This is a genomic window from Wolbachia endosymbiont of Nomada ferruginata (genome assembly GCF_001675785.1).
In the GTDB taxonomy this organism is placed as follows: domain Bacteria; phylum Pseudomonadota; class Alphaproteobacteria; order Rickettsiales; family Anaplasmataceae; genus Wolbachia; species Wolbachia pipientis.
This window is the reverse complement of the sequence record NZ_LYUY01000014.1, coordinates 1-16,736: the sequence shown is the minus strand read 5'-3', so window position 1 is coordinate 16,736 and position 16,736 is coordinate 1. Positions and strand designations below refer to the sequence as shown.

Annotated in this window: 12 protein-coding genes and 1 tRNA gene; 2 read left to right on the top strand and 11 right to left on the bottom strand. The window is 35.5% G+C overall.

What is annotated here, in order from left to right:
- Positions 1-91: 91 nt before the first annotated feature.
- Entirely contained in the window at positions 92-1,363 is a 1,272-nt protein-coding gene (gene purD / locus BA053_RS01640; protein ID WP_065106684.1) for a phosphoribosylamine--glycine ligase, read from the bottom strand.
- Positions 1,364-1,397: 34 nt separating this feature from the next.
- Positions 1,398-2,675: a serine--tRNA ligase gene (gene serS / locus BA053_RS01635; protein WP_065094738.1), complete on the bottom strand. Its 1,278-nt coding sequence runs from the start codon at positions 2,673-2,675 to the stop codon at positions 1,398-1,400.
- Positions 2,676-2,818: 143 nt separating this feature from the next.
- On the opposite strand from serS, the gene BA053_RS01630 reads away from it, so the two are divergent.
- Together BA053_RS01630 and dusB are read left to right on the top strand one after the other, a co-directional pair.
- Positions 2,819-3,898, top strand: coding sequence for a Ulp1 family isopeptidase (locus BA053_RS01630; RefSeq protein WP_065106683.1), 1,080 nt, complete (start codon positions 2,819-2,821; stop codon positions 3,896-3,898).
- Between the two features lie 25 nt (positions 3,899-3,923).
- Positions 3,924-4,886 (top strand): tRNA dihydrouridine synthase DusB, encoded by a 963-nt coding sequence (dusB, locus tag BA053_RS01625; protein ID WP_065106682.1) that lies wholly within the window; start codon positions 3,924-3,926, stop codon positions 4,884-4,886.
- A 6-nt stretch (positions 4,887-4,892) separates the two neighbouring features.
- On the opposite strand, the gene BA053_RS01620 is transcribed toward dusB, so the two are convergent.
- From BA053_RS01620 to BA053_RS06590, 9 genes are all read right to left on the bottom strand, one after another.
- Entirely contained in the window at positions 4,893-13,406 is an 8,514-nt protein-coding gene (locus tag BA053_RS01620) for a DNA-directed RNA polymerase subunit beta/beta' (RefSeq protein WP_065095347.1), read from the bottom strand.
- Positions 13,407-13,464: 58 nt separating this feature from the next.
- Positions 13,465-13,866, bottom strand: coding sequence for a 50S ribosomal protein L7/L12 (gene rplL, locus BA053_RS01615; RefSeq protein ID WP_065094733.1), 402 nt, complete (start codon positions 13,864-13,866; stop codon positions 13,465-13,467).
- A gap of 26 nt (positions 13,867-13,892) precedes the next feature.
- Entirely contained in the window at positions 13,893-14,411 is a 519-nt protein-coding gene (rplJ, locus tag BA053_RS01610; protein WP_006279539.1) for a 50S ribosomal protein L10, read from the bottom strand.
- 12 nt (positions 14,412-14,423) lie between these two features.
- Entirely contained in the window at positions 14,424-15,077 is a 654-nt protein-coding gene (gene rplA / locus BA053_RS01605; RefSeq protein WP_065094732.1) for a 50S ribosomal protein L1, read from the bottom strand.
- A 4-nt stretch (positions 15,078-15,081) separates the two neighbouring features.
- Positions 15,082-15,522, bottom strand: a complete 441-nt coding sequence (locus BA053_RS01600) for a 50S ribosomal protein L11 (protein WP_006279541.1) — start codon at positions 15,520-15,522, stop codon at positions 15,082-15,084.
- 2 nt (positions 15,523-15,524) lie between these two features.
- Positions 15,525-16,361, bottom strand: a complete 837-nt coding sequence (gene nusG, locus BA053_RS01595; protein ID WP_065094731.1) for a transcription termination/antitermination protein NusG — start codon at positions 16,359-16,361, stop codon at positions 15,525-15,527.
- The gene (secE, locus tag BA053_RS01590; RefSeq protein WP_006279543.1) at positions 16,351-16,560 is read right to left on the bottom strand and encodes a preprotein translocase subunit SecE; all 210 of its coding nucleotides are present in this window, start codon (positions 16,558-16,560) and stop codon (positions 16,351-16,353) included. Before secE ends, nusG begins: the two co-directional genes overlap by 11 nt.
- 10 nt (positions 16,561-16,570) lie before the next feature.
- Positions 16,571-16,643: transfer RNA gene (locus tag BA053_RS01585), tRNA-Trp, on the bottom strand.
- 13 nt (positions 16,644-16,656) lie between these two features.
- Positions 16,657-16,736: EF-Tu C-terminal domain-related protein (locus BA053_RS06590; protein ID WP_156517993.1), on the bottom strand; the 80-nt coding region annotated here is incomplete at its 5' end.

The window sequence follows — 16,736 nt, the reverse complement described above, 5'->3', positions numbered from 1 at the left end:
AAAGCAAATACAATAGCTTCAGTTTCATGATAAGGGGGCTGGCGGAGTTTGTCAAGGAAGTTTTTCGTTTCTGTGGGCTACCTGCTTAACATTAACTACCGATATCGTATCTGAAGAAGCCCCCTGGCCATTCTAAAAAATTTAATGCTGAGTACACCTTACTTTTGGCTTCCTCTATAGTGCTCCCTTCTGCTACTATATTTAGCACTCTTCCGCCATCGGAAACTAAGTTACCACTTTCATCCAATTTAGTACCAGCATGAAACACCAACACACCAGGAATGCTTTCAATCTTATCTAATCCTTTAATTACTTCTCCCTTTTGATAATCACCCGGATAGCCTTTACTTGCAACAACTACACAAACTGTAGATTTGTTGTTAAGTTCCACCATTTTGACATTTAACTTTCCTTCTGCAACTGACAACATCAATTTTAACAAATCGCAATTTGAATCAAATCTAGGTAATATAGATTGCGTTTCTGGATCACCGAATCTAACGTTATACTCGAGAAGTTTTGGGCTATCTTTGCAAATCATTAAACCAGCAAAGAGTACTCCTTTATAAGACGTACCCATGTTAACCAATGCTTGAGCTGTAGGGTATATTATTTTTTGGATAATTTTTTGCTCCATGTCCTTACTTATAATTGAAGGTGATGAGTACGACCCCATACCTCCAGTATTTTGGCTTTCATTACTTTCATCAACTCTCTTATAATCTTTTGCACACCCAAGAGTTACTACTTTCAACCCATCAATAAGAGCAAAAAAACTTACTTCTTCTCCAATTAAAAACTCTTCTATGATTATTTCTTCACCTGATTCACCAAATTTTTTCTCCACTAGCATTAAATTTATTGCTGCAAAAGCTTCGCTTTCTGTATTACATATAACCACCCCTTTTCCTGCTGCAATTCCATTTGCTTTCACTACAAGTGGAAACTTTATTTTATTGCTACGTACAAAATCTTTAGCTAACCCTTCATCAACAAAACACTCGTACTTGGCAGTTGGTATACCATATCGTTTACATAGTCCCTTGGTGAAAGACTTCGATCCCTCAAGTTTTGCAGTTGCTTGACTTGGAGCAAAAACATTTATTCCCTCTGCAACTAAATCATCAGCAAGCCCATCAATTATTGGTTGTTCTGGACCAATAACAACCAACTCTATATTTTCTCTCTTGCAAAATTGTGTAACATCCACTGAATTTTGAATATTTACATCCACAAGAACTCCCAAATTTTCCATGGCCGAGCGACCAGGAGTTACATATAACTCAGTCAAGATAGGAGATTTTTTTAGAGCCCAAAGTAGAGCGTGCTCACGCCCACCAGAACCTATAACCAGAACCTTCATCTTTATTTCCTCGCTTTTCTATATGTCAAAATTATTATTTGCTTATAACAGTATCATTACTCATGTATTTTTGCAACACGTTTGGTATTGCAATCGACCCGTCAGAATTTTGATAATTCTCCATTATGGCAATAATCGTTCTTCCTATAGCTAAAGCTGAGCCGTTTAAAGTGTGAATATATTTTTTCATCTTTTTATCAGTTTCTGAAGAGTATTTAGCGTTCATCCTTCTTGCTTGAAATGCACCACAATTTGAGCAGCTTGATATTTCTCTATATTTATCTTGCTCAGGTAACCATACCTCTATGTCATAAGTCCTTTGTGCAGCAAAACCCATATCACCACTACAGAGTAGCATTACTCTATACGGTAATTCTAGTTTTTTTAATATCTCTTCAACAATACTCGTCATGCGCTCAAGTTCATCATTTGATTGGTCTTCAGTTGTGATACTCACCAATTCCACCTTACCAAATTGGTGTTGCCTTATCATGCCTCTCGTGTCTCGCCCTGCGCTGCCTGCTTCTTTACGAAAACACTCTGAATACGCAGTAAAACGAATAGGCAGTTCTTTTTCCTCTACTATTTTATCAGCAACCAAATTTGTTAAAAACACTTCACTTGTGGGAATCAACCTCAATTCGTCGGTAGTTAAATACGAATCATCTGAAAATTTCGGTAGCTGACCAACGTTATACATAGCTTCGTTTTTTACTAAAGCTGGGTGATATACCTCAGTATAGCCAAATTCATTAACATGCATTTCAAGCATAAAATTTATCAGCGCTCGTCCAAGCTTAGCTAACTGTCCTTTTAATATCGCAAATCTTGATCCGGAAATTCTTGCTGCTTGTTCAAAGTCCATCAAATTTAATTTTTCTCCCAATTCATAATGAGACTTTGGCGTAAAATCAAATTGCCTTTTTTCTCCGTATTTTCTAATTTCTATGTTGGAGCTCTCATTTGCGCCTATTGGCACATCTTGCGCAGAAATATTCGGCAAGTTAGATAAAACATTCACCAACTTATCCTTTTCTGCTTGTTCTTTTAAGCTAATTGCCTCTATTTCATTCGTAATGTTTTTTGATGATTTTATTTGCTCTTCACAGGGGCTCTTGCTCATTTTCAGCTTCTTTATTTCCTCTGTGATTTCATTGCGCTGCCTATTTAAATCTTGCAGTTTAGTGGTTAATGACCTTTTCTCGTGATCAATTTCTAATATCTCTTCCGCAGTAGATTCTCTAATTCCCCTGCTTTTCATTGCCTTCTCAAATTCTTCAAAGTTCTTACGTATATATTCTATATCGTGCATATATTGTGCTATTACTAACATTGTTACTGTACTTTAAAAGCTCTTAATATTCAATATTTTCTCATACTACTAAAATTATTATGGTTGATTTTTTTGTTAGAATTTGTTAAAATTTAATTAACTTAGCGTTTATAGGATGTAGTATGGGCGTCACAGAAAAATATAATCAACTTAAAGAGAGCACTTACTTTGCTGGTGGGAAATTCGTTATCTACGCTACTTGTGTATGCCTAGCAGCCACATTTGCTGTTGGCTGTTTAGGGGCGGTAATAGGATCTCCTCTATTGACCTTTCCACTTGCTATACTCATCTCTAACCCTGTAGTTTGGGTTTTAATGGGAATAATTCTTACAGTAGCATACAAATTAGCAAAGAACTATATTAATGGAAAAAGAGCAAGTCAAGGTGAGCAAAAAACTCAAGATGGAGATAGTGGTATTGTACCAGGAAGTGAACCCAATTCAAGGAACAGTAGTCGTAGAAGCTCTTTGGATAGTGGTTTGGGTGGTAAAGAGTTTCATGAAGATTTGGACACTCTTGTGCATCAGACAAACAGAAAAAACTATAGTTACTGGTTAGATGATAATGACATTACACATATTGCAAGAGTTGTATATGGGTACTCACAAAGTGAATATAGTAATAATAATGTCTATTTTCTTGCCCCTAGCTATTCTAATGGTTGGGACGAACTCACAAAAGAATTTCTTCAGAATTATAGAGGTGAATTAAAACAAAATTCTAAATTGATATTTACTTCGGTTCTTCATATTAACAACAATCATTGGGTAACTTTGGTTATTAAACCTGATGCAGGTGATAAAAAATTTAGAGCTTATTACTGTGACTCATTTGGTAATCAATTGCCAGATAATGTGCTAAATATTGTTAAAAGAGAACTGCAAAAAGAGGAATGGGTATTAGACATAAGAATTTCCCCAACTAAGCAGCAAAGTGACGGGTATAACTGTGGAATATTTGCGTTAGAAAATGCTCATAAAATTACACAAATGCTTAACGAAGACAAATCATTTGACGAAATTGACAAAAAGTTATCAGAATATAAATTTGATTTGAATGAGAAAAGAGAAGAATTTACAAGAGCGCTTATGGAAGATGAGAAATGTAAGGAAGATCTAAGAAATCGTAAGCGTCCGCCAAGGACGAAAACATCTCAGTCTTCTATTTCAAGGGAGAATGCAAGTTTGTGTTACATTATGTAATCAATGAAAAATTACCATTGACCTTATGCCCCTCCAAATAGGAAATTTGACGATTGATTCTCCGGTAATTTTAGCGCCAATGTCTGGGGTGACTGATTATCCGTTTAGAAGTATTGTGAAGAAACTTGGTGCAAGTTTGTTAGTTTCAGAGATGATCGCAAGCAGAGCTATGATTATGCAAACTCGTCAGAGTTTGCAAAAAGCAAAAGTCGATGCATTAACTGCTGTGCAGCTTGCTGGGTGTGAGCCAGATGTTATGGCGGAGGCTGCAAAATTAAACGAGGACATGGGAGCAAAAATTATAGACATAAACTTTGGTTGCCCTGTTAAAAAAGTTGTAAACGGTTATGCAGGATCAGCGCTAATGCGTGATGAGAAAAAAGCCGCTGAGATAATTGAAGCTGTGGTCAAAGCAGTGAATATGCCAGTTACGGTGAAAATGCGCACTGGATGGAACGATGAAAATCGCAATGCCCCGAGACTTGCGAAAATTGCCGAAGACTTAGGAGCAAAAATGATTACTGTGCATGGAAGGACAAGAGCACAGCTCTATAACGGTCAAGCAGATTGGAAATTCGTTAGAAATGTTAAAGAACAAGTGAAAATTCCAGTTATAGTAAATGGCGATATTAAAAACTTGAGTGATATTCAAAGTGCTCTTAAAGAATCCGGAGCAGACGGAGTGATGATAGGTCGTGGTGCCTACGGTAAACCTTGGCTGATTAATCAAGCAATGAACTTTCTCAGTGGAAGTGAAACTTCTGAGCCAACAGCTTCAGAGAGATTAAGCATCATACTCGAGCATTACGACAATATTCTTGAGTACTATGGAAATGACACAGGAATAAAGATGGCCCGCAAACACATAGGTTGGTACAGTAGCGGGCTTCAAGGCTCATCTGAATTTCGTGTGAGAGTAAATAACATGACAGATAGCACAGAAGTGAAAGAAAATATTATTGGCTTTTTTGGTCAAGAGACACACTAGCTGTACTCAATTCGACTGATCGTATGCCACTACGCTCTCTTCCTCACCAGAGTGTAAATGACAACCATTATCCATCAACCATTCCTCGTCATAAGTTTCAATATCAAAATATTTTTCATATTTATCCACATTATCACAAAGTGAAAGTGCTCTGATCTTATTCATAATCAAACCTGTACCAGCAGGAATTAATCTTCCTACTATAACATTTTCTTTTAATCCACTTAAAGGATCACTCTTCCCGCAGAATGCTGCTTCTGTAAGTACTTTTGTTGTCTCTTGGAAAGAGGCAGCAGAAATAAAGGAGCTAGTTTCAAGACTTGCCCTAGTAATCCCCTGCAGAATAGGAAGATAATGAGTAGGCCGTTTGCCAGAGTTACTCATAGCATCATTTTCCCTATCAACTTCCAGCTTGTCAATGCTTTCGCCAACCAAGTACATAGTATCACCAGGATCAGTAATTTCCACTTTTTGTAGCATTTGTTTTAAGATCACCTCTAAATGCTTATTGTCTATACGAACACCCTGCAATCTATAAACTTGCTGTATTTCAGAAATCATATAGTGCGCTAAAGCTTCTAACCCAAGCACACGTAAAATATCATGGAGATCAGGGTCACCATCCATCAATAGATCACCTTTACGTACAAAATCACCTTCATTGACTATTACATGCTTACTTCTTGATACCAAATATTCAACTGGAGAAATTTGTTCATCTACAGGTTTAATTAATATACTGCGTTTTCCTCTACGGTCTTTTTCAGAAAACGCTACATAGCCATCTATCTCACTAACAATAGCATGCTCTTTAGGACGACGTGCTTCAAATAACTCTATAACCCTCGGTAAACCACCAGTAATATCACGAGTTTTAACTGACTCTCTTGGTGTTCTTGTAATAACATCACCTGCATGAACCTTCTGGCCATTTTGTACATTGAGCACTGCACCAATTGGTATAAAATAACATGCTTCAACGCCACTTGCGAGTGTCATTACTTCACCATTATCGTCAAGCAGCACAATACGAGGACGTAAACTAGCTCCACCAGAATGCAATTTCCAGTCTTTTACTACTTTGCTTGATATTCCTGTAGATTCATCCATCACTTCAGTAATCGAAATTCCATCTTTTAAGTCCTGATAAGACACTGTACCAGTCTTCTCCGTGATAATAGGCAATGTATAAGGATCCCATTCCGCAACTTTATCGCCAATTTTTACTGACCCACTCTCATCTACATAAAACTTAGCGCCGTAAGGTACACTGTGCTTCAACTTCTCACTACCAAGGCTATCAATCAACACGACTTCACAGGAACGGCTTATCACAATTTTATTTCCGTTTCTATCTATAATTATATTACTATTGTTTAACTTTATTTTAGCATTAATAGAAGCTATAATATTCGAGGATTCAACGCCTCTAGTCATTACTCCACCTATATGAAAAGTACGCATCGTTAACTGAGTACCTGGCTCTCCAACAGATTGAGCAGCTATAACACCAACTGCTTCACCTATTGAAACAATTTTACCAGTTGCAAGGTCTCTTCCATAACATAAAGAACATACATCAGGACTTATTTCACAAGTTAAAGGCGATCTAATTTTTACAACATCAAGACCTGCAATGCTGATTTGCTTTACTTTATCCTCATCAATTAATTCCCCTGCTTTTACTAATAATTCTTTTGTCACTGGGTTATATATATCATTTGCAGCTGTTCTACCCAGCACAACACTCTCTAGAGATGCAACTATAGTACTTCCTTCAACTGTAGCTCTCACAACAAGACCATTTTTTGTTTTACAGTCATGCTTTGTAACTATGCAATTTTGAGATACATCAACTAAACGACGAGTTAAGTATCCAGAGTTTGCAGTTTTAAGTGCAGTGTCAGCTAAACCTTTACGCGCACCGTGAGTAGAATTAAAGTATTCAAATACGTTCAATCCTTCACGGAAATTAGAAATTATAGGTGTTTCTATAATCTCACCAGAAGGTTTGGTCATGAGCCCTCGCATTCCTGCTAGCTGTTTCATCTGTGAAGTAGAACCCCTTGCACCAGAGTTAACCATCATATACACTGAGTTGTACTTACTATTTCCATCATATATAGATATTGCTTTTAACATATCATTAGCTATCATATCCGTACACTTAGACCATTCATCTATAACCTTGTTATACCTCTCACTTCTAGTTATTAGCCCATCTTGATATTGCATAGAGAATTTCTTAATTTCACCCCTCGCGTGATCAACATGTGTAGCTTTAGTTTCAGGTATAACCATATCACAACGACCAAAAGAGACACCAGAAAATGTGGCATACTCAAAGCCAAGTACCATTAATTTATCAGAAAATGCCACTGTAGCACTTTGACCACAGTTACGATATACCAAATCAACTATACCAGTTATTTCCTTGACTGTTAATATCTGATTTATTAGATCGAAGCCTAGATTCTCATGCTTAGGAAAAATTTGCCATAATATTAAACGGCCAGGAGTTGTACAAACAGTTTTATAGTGAGTTTCACCGCTGCTATTAATATACTCCATCCTATACTTTATACTAGAATGAATATGTAAAGTACCATCACTCAAGGAATGCTCAACTTCACAAAAAGCACCAAAAGATGGTAAATTATCTTCCTTAGGTTCTTGTAAAGTCAGATAATATATACCAAGTACTATATCTTTACTAGGAACTATAATCGGTCTGCCATTAGAAGGACTTAAAACGTTATTAGTGGACATCATCAACACCCTAGCTTCAAGCTGAGCTTCCAATGAAATTGGCACATGCACTGCCATTTGATCACCATCAAAATCAGCATTAAACGCCGTACAGACAAGCGGATGAAGCTGTATTGCTTTGCCTTCAATAAGGATTGGCTCAAAAGCCTGAATACCAAGTCTATGTAGCGTAGGCGCTCTATTCAACAAAACAGGATGCTCTTTTATTACCTCTTCAAGCATATCCCAAACTTCTGGTTTTTCTGCTCTTATCAACTTACTAGCAAACTTAATAGTTGGAGCCATACCATACATCTTAAGCTTTGAGTAAACAAAAGGTTTGAATAGTTCAAGAGCCATTCTTTTTGGTAATCCACACTGATTTAGTTTCAAAGTTGGACCAACAACTATTACAGAACGTCCAGAGTAGTCTACCCTTTTTCCTAAGAGGTTCTGGCGAAAACGACCCTGTTTTCCTTTTAACATATCACTAATGGACTTTTTATATCCAACAGCACCAGCTTTATTTACCAAAGTATTACGACGACCATTATCAAAAAGAGAATCAACTGCTTCTTGTAACATCCTTTTTTCATTACGAATCATAATCTCAGGAGGATTTAAGCTCAACAATTTCCTCAACCTGTTATTTCTATTAATAATAGTCCTATAATGATGATTCAGATCAGAAACTGCAGGACGACCACTCTCAAGCGATACCAAAGGACGCAAATCAGGTGGTAAAATAGGTATAGTTGTAAGTATCATCCACTCAGGCCTATTTCCAGATTTAATGAAGTTTTCAACAATACGCAATCTCTTTATAATTTTCTTTCTTCTTATCTCAGAAGCAACAGATTCTAATTCTAGTCTTAAATCCTTCCTAATTTCATGTAAATCAAGGCGCGTTAGCAACTCTCTTATAGCTTCAACACCTTGCATAGCTACAAAACTATCGATCCCATAGCTATCTTTAGCTTCATTATAAGCTTTTTCACTAATAATCTCACCTTTTTCAAAAGGCGAAACAAGAGGATCTATTACGATATAATTATCGCTATATAAAATATTCTCAATATCTCTGAGAGACATATCCAATAATGCTCCAATTCTTGAAGGAAGCGATTTCAAAAACCATATATGAGCAACAGGAGATGCAAGCTCTATATGACCCATCCTTTCTCTTCTTACTTTAGAAGATGTAACTTCTACTCCGCATTTTTCGCATATACGACCTCTGTGTCTTCTTTTTTTGTATTTTCCACATAAACATTCATCGTCATTGACAGGGCCAAAAACCTTAGGGCAAAATAATCCACCTTTCTCAACTTTGAACGTACGATAATTTGCAGTTGAAACATCTTCTATCTCACCACAAGATATACGCTTAATACTTTCAGGGCTAGCAATCGATATGCTAACCTCATTAAAAGGTTGTGCAATGTTAGTGTGAGATATATCTTCAATCACTACATCATTTTGCTTTAAATCTACATTTAAACATAAAGAACGTAGTTCTTTTATCATCACATTAAAGGATTCAGGAATTCCACATTCAAAATTACTGTCACCTTTTATTATCGATTCATAAATCTTAACTCTACCATTAATATCATCAGACTTCACAGTTAACATTTCCTGCAAAGTATAAGCAGCACCATAGGCTTGTAATGCCCAACATTCCATTTCACCAAAACGCTGACCACCAAAATGAGATTTTCCTCCAAGAGGTTGTTGAGTAACCAAACTATAAGGCCCTACTGAACGCGCATGAATTTTACCATCAACCAAGTGGTGCAACTTAAGCATGTACATATAACCAACTGTAACCTTGCGGTCGAATTTTTCACCACTGCAACCGTCATATAATACAGCTTGTCCAGAGTTATCTAAACCAGCAAGTTCAAATAATTTTGCTATTTGTTCATCTTTTGGACCCTCAAATACAGGTGCAGCAACAGGAACGCCATCACGTAATTTGCGTGCAAATTCAATGAGATTATTATCACTAATATTACGAATATCATTACAGATAGATACGTTACTGCCATAGCTATAAACCTCAATCAGGAAGTTACGTAAATTGCTGTATGAACTTTTACAAGAGTTCAAATAGTTCTCTACTAACTCATTCAACTCGTCATTTAGTGCATTCTTATTAGGTGTATTTAAAACAGAAGCCGTTATTTCATCATCATCAATATTTTCAATTTTTTTATTATCAAGGTATGCTACTGCAAATTGTGTAAAATTATCATCGTTAAGGGACCTAATTCCCTTGCAAAAAGCACTTTTGATCTTATTGATCCCATCGAGAATATTACTTACCTTTTCCCCTAATTTTCTACAAGCCCAACCTACATGCGTTTCCAGTATTTGCCCTACATTCATTCGTGAAGGAACACCAAGAGGGTTAAGAATAATATCAACAGGAGTACCATCTTCCAAATAAGGCATATCTTCCACTGGCACAACTCGAGAAATCACACCTTTATTCCCATGTCTACCAGCCATTTTATCCCCTGGCTGCAGACTATGTTTCACAGCAATGAAAACTTTTACTGACATCGACACACCTTGAGGCAGGTCATAACCTTCATGTAATTTTTCTACTTTTCGCTTAAACTGTGCTATTGCATGTGATACTTTTTCATCAAAATCTTTTTTTAAGCTCTTAACTTGCTCAGAAATGGATTGGTTTTTTAATCCTATACCCCACCATTGCTCACGTTCAATAGAGTCAAATTTTTCTCGATCTTGAGAACCAGAATTAATAAGAAGTTTCTTCAGTTCATCATAGAAATATTCACTAGTAACATTGATTATATAATCTCGCTCTTCCTCAAAGTCATTTATCTCTTTTTGTTTGATGAGTAATGCCCTTTCATTTTCTTCAACCCCCCTGCGTGTAAAGACTTGTACATCAATTACTGTCCCTTCAACATCTGGAGATGTATATAAAGAGGAATCCGCACAATCGAATGACTTTTCACCAAAAATTGTCATTAATAACTTCGTTTCAGGAGGCAATGAAAGAGAAGGTTTAGGTGTAACTTTACCTACCAGAATATAGCCTGGACCAACTCTTGTACCAATTTTCACTATACCACTATCATCCAAGTGATATAGATTTTCTTCATTAACACCAGGTATAGCACGAGTTATTTTTTCTGATCCTAAAGGGGTATCATGTACAACACAGTCAAATTCTTCTATATGAATAGAAGTAAAGAGATCTTTTTTAACAACTTCACTAGAAATAATAATAGAGTCTTCAAAATTATAACCTTGCCAAGACATAAAAGCGACTAGCAAATTTTTACCAAGCGCCAACTCACCACTGTTAATTGCAGGACCATCAGCTATTACATCACCCTTTTTAACATAATCACCTACGCACACTAGCGGTCTTTGATTAATACAAGTATTATGGTTAGAACGCTGAAATTTCCTTAGATGATAAATATCTACGTCCAAGTAGTTAACCCTTTCTTTATCAAAAGCACGTATAACTATAGAGTTACTATCAGAACTATCAACTATGCCATCGCGTTTTGCTAAAACTACAGCACCAGAGCCAGAAGCTACAAAAGACTCCATACCAGTAGCAACCAGAGGAGCGGTAGGCTTCAATAAAGGTACGGCCTGACGTTGCATATTTGAACCCATTAATGCTCTATTAGCATCATCATTTTCTAAAAATGGAATCAAGGAAGCTGCAACTGATATTACCTGCTTAGGAGATACGTCAATGTAACTAACTTGGTCGCTACTTACCATGACGAAGCTACCAGCATATCTACAGTATAGCATGTCATCAACAAAGCAATTATTTTCATCAAGCTTTACGCTAGTGTCAGCTATATGATGTGAGCCTTCGTCTATAGCAGAAAGATACTCAATTTGATCAGTAACAACCCTATTGACTACTTTTCTATAAGGGCTTTCAATGAAACCATATTTATTAATACGCGCGTATATAGCTAAGCTGTTGATTAACCCTATATTTTGCCCTTCAGGAGTCTCAATAGGGCAAATTCTTCCATAATGAGTTGGATGAACATCACGTACCTCAAATCCTGCCCGTTCTCTTGTTAAACCGCCAGGACCTAACGCGGATAACCTTCTTTTATGTGTTATTTCAGATAACGGATTAGTCTGATCCATAAATTGCGATAATTGAGAAGAATTGAAGAAATCTCTTAAGACATTAGTTAACACTTTTGGATTAATAAAATCAGATGGAGAAACTTTATCTAAACTAGAAGTGGACATAGAATCAACTATTGCGCGTTCCAATTTCAACAACCCAGTTCTAAATTGATTTTCTATAAACTCTCCAACTGATCTTACTCTTCTGTTTCCTAAATGATCAATATCATCTACAGAGCCTTGACCGTCACGTAACAATACTATTTTTTTCACAATTTCAATAATATCTTCATGCGTTAAAACAGTTAAATCCTCATCATAATTTAATCCAAGGTAAGAGTTAAGCTTCAACCTACCAATGTTAGACAAATCATAATATTCCGGACTGAAGAAAAGATTACGGAAAAACTCTTCTACTATCTCTAAAACAGGAACTTCACCAGGACGCAAAACTCTATATATTTCATATAGTGCATCCTGATAAGACATGTTTTCATCTAAGAAAAGCGTATTTAATATATAAGGTCCAACAAACAAATTATCTATGTTCAACACTGATATTTCATCTACAGATAATAACTCAAGCTTCTTTATGTCTTCCAGCTTTATAGATTCACCAGCAGATAAAATTTTCGTAGAGCTAGCACTATCCATTAAATCTTCTGCGAGGAATAAACCACATATAGAATTAAAAGGAACCAGATACTCTTTCAATTCATTATCATATAGCTTTTTAGCTAGTCTTGAGGTAATACGAACGTTAGCTTTAAGCAGCACATTACCTTCAATATCCATTAAGTCGAAAGGTAGCCTCACTCCTTTAAATTTATCAGGAACAAAAGGCACTTTCCAACCATCTTTATGTTTTACATACTTTATTTTCTCATAAAATCTATCGAGTATATCATTATTTGATAGACCCAACGCCTTTAATAAAACTGAAATTGGCAATTTTCTTTTTCTATCAACACGAAAATACAAATGGTCTTTAACATCAAATTCAATATCAAGCCAAGAACCCCTATAAGGAATAATTCTAGCAGAATAGATCAATTTACCAGAATTGTAAGTTTTTCCCTTATCGCTATCAAAAAATACACCAGGAGACCTATGCATTTGTGAGACGATAACTTTTTCCACACCATTAATGATGAAAGTGCCCTTATCAGTCATCATAGGCAACCCACAAAAGTGGACTTTCTGCTCTTCTATAGATTTTACAACGGTTGCAAGTTTAGAATGATCTCCACTCTCTTTAATCGATTTATATTCATCAAGAGAAATACCATCCTGCATAACAACAAGACGTATAGAAGCAATAACCTGAGCAGAAAAAGTTACACCACGCTTTATACACTCAGATTCATCATACTTAGGATCATCTACCCTACAACTTATAAACTCAATAGTAGCCCTACGCAAAGGATCATTTATTGGAAAGATTGTATGAAAGATAACTTCAAGTCTTTCATTACCCTTATTCTTAGGAGTAAAAGAATCATATGATTCTTTTTGAACCTTAACCAAATCCAATAAAGAATCTTTTAAATCAATCGACCTAGAATAAGAAACTCTAGGAACAAAAGCACCAGAAGCGTACATATAAGAAGAATCAACCATTAAAATACCCCAAACTAATTAAAAGAGCTATATCAATATAAAATTAATACATTAAATATTATTCAAGCTCCACTTTAGTTGCTCCTGCTTCAATAAGTTTTTGCTTGATTTTTTCTGCTTCGTCTTTAGGAACATTAGCAGTCAAATCTTTAGGTAAAGATTCAACCAACTCTTTTGCTTCTTTTAAACCCAATATAGAATTAACCTCTCTCACAGCTTTAATAACTCCTATTTTTTTACTCGCATCAATTTCTTTAATCACAACTTTATACTCAGCTTTTTCTTGAGCAGCAGGAGCAGCAGCATTATCACCAATAGGTGCCCCAGCACCAACAGCTCCACCAAGAAAAGAACCAGCAGGCAACCCTATTTTCTCTTCTAAAACTTTTACAAGTTCAGAAGCCTCTAATAGGTTTAAAGATAATATTTTATCAACCAAATCACTTGTTACATTACTCATAATTACCACCTTACTTAACAACAAATTTATTTTTTAGAACTATAATAATCCAAAACTCTCATAAGCCTCATAGAAGATGAATTAATAGACAACGCTAACCGAGCAGGAATATCATAAGATATTAAACGCATAATTTTAACACGCAATTCATCCAGAGAAGGCAACTTAGCCAGTTTATTAACATCTTCCACTGTTAACAATTCATTTAAATGAGCTGCGCAAATCACAGACATTTTTTCTTTGTTAGCATTAGTAAAATCAACTATTAATTTTGCAGCTTCTACTATGCCACTAGAGTATATAATAGCAACAGGACCGGAAAATTTGCCTGATAAATAAGAGAATTTACCAGTCCTTTCCAAAGCCAAACGCGCTAGAGTGTTTTTAACTACTAATACCCCACCTGCTATAGACTTCAGACTATTCCTCAGAGTTAATGAATCATTAGCATTTATAGATTTAAAATTTACTAATATCAAGAAATCATTATTTACAAATACGTTTATTGTGCTCTGTATAAATTCATCCTTATCTTTACGCTTCACGGTATCACTCCCTTAAATTATATCTTCCACTTTGCCTATCTTATAAGCTTTACCCATAGTTGAATTTAAAAAAACACCCTTAAAGTAAATTCCTTTCGCAGAAATAGGTTTATTATCTTTAATTACTTTAAGAAAGGCTTTTAAATTTTCTAGCAAGTCATCAATATCAAATTTAATATTTCCTAATTTACCATGAATAACACCATTTTTATCTGTTCTAAATTTTACCTGACCAGACTTAATGGTTTTAATAGCTTCTGCAATGTTAGAAGTCACAGTACCAAATTTAGGGTTAGGCATCAGCCCTTTAGCACCCAATACTTTTGCAATAGGAGTGATTTTTGCCATAAAATCAGGAGTAGTAATGCACCAATCAACATCTAACTTTCTACCTTTTTTTATTTCTTCAACTAAATCCTCTCCTCCTGCAATATCAGCACCAGCTTTTTCAGCTTCTAATAAATGTTTATCTTGAGCAAAAACAGCTACTTTAATATTCTTCCCGATACCTTTAGGCAAAACTACTGTACCACGCACCTGCTCTTCAGATTTACGTGAATCTACGCCTAAATTGACCGCAATATCAACTGATTCATTAAATTTTGCTGAAGCAGACTCAACAATCTTCTTCAAACACTGCTTAGGATTATCATTATATGTATTCATTTACCTAACCTTCCACAACTTCTATACCCATAGATTTTGCAGTGCCTACAACCATTTTCACTGCTGAATCTTCATTATCCACTTTCATATCAACCATCTTGCACTTTGCTACTTTAATTATAGCAGACATAGGTAATTTAGCCACTAATTCTTTACCAGGATTACCAGAACTTTTACTTAATTTAGCCTCCTGCTTAAGTAAATAAGCCACAGGCGGACCGCTGACAGTAAAATCATGAGAGCGATCATCCTTTATGGAAATTCGCACTGTTACTAAATCGCCTACTTTATAATTAGCGTTAGCAGCACTAGTAACTTTATTAAAAGCTTCACAAAACTTAGGAACAGGTATACCACGTGGACCAAGTACTGAAGCAATTTTCGGTCCTGGAACTGCTTTCCCAGCTTCCATAAGTAAGTTAATCTTAGCAACTATAACACTCATAATTAATCCTCTATTTTCTCTACTTGAGCCAGATCAAGCTCTATTATTGTCGGCTTACCTAAAATCGATACTTCCACATTAATAATTTTTTTCTCATCGTTTACCATATTTACCTTACCAGTAAAATTTTGAAAAAGACCATCATTAATTTTCACTTTTTCACCTTTTTCATAACCATAACCTAACTTCTTTGTCTCTTGAGCATTATAAAGTGCATTACACATTGAGTGAATCTCATCATCCAAAATCACCTTTGGAATATTACCGTTTTTCAAAAATCCATAAACCTTAAGAGATTTTGGTATATTATTGATAAAATTCAATACTTCATCGCATAAATTCACGTATAAAAAGACATAACCAGGAAAGCATTTCCTTCGTGTAGCAATTTTCTTAGATTTCAACTCTACTTCACTTAGCTCTTCATATGGAATAAAAACTTCCTTAAAGTAATCATTAACACCCAATCTCATAGAATTTTCCAATATATGTTGGCGCACTTTCTCTTCACAATTAGAAGCAACTCTCAAGATATACCATTTATACCTATTAAATTCCTTACACTTTAAACTTATCTCATCATCTAAAATCATCTCAAAATTACCAGATTCGCCACTGCAGAATCCAGGCGTTTGATTCAAAATATTTTTGCTTTCATCACACAGATGCATATATACATACACTTCACATAATTCTTTTATATCAGACTTTGAATTACATACCGTTTGATAAGGAATAAACACTTCCTTAAAATAAACAGCATTACTTACCAATTCGCGTATACCTTGCTCATATCCATAATCAACTTTAATGATATACCATTTATATTCACATTCCATAAATAATTCCAAATAAAGCCTTAATTACGTAAAGAGACATAAAATCCACAAAACAGAAGAAAATCGAAAAGCATAATATAACAATCATTACAACAAATAGAGATGACAACACCTCCTGTTTCTTTACCCAAGCAATTCTTCGTATTTCTTGCTTTATATCACAGAAAAAACCACACAAACTTTTTAACATTTCCACCACAACATTAATGCAGGAGCGATAGGAATTGAACCTACAACCTCTGGTTTTGGAGACCAGCGCTCTACCAATTGAGCTACACTCCTATAACTCAAACTCTCACTCCAAAATTTCAGAAACAACACCAGAACCAACAGTTCTACCGCCTTCTCTTATCGCAAAACGCAATCCCTTATCCA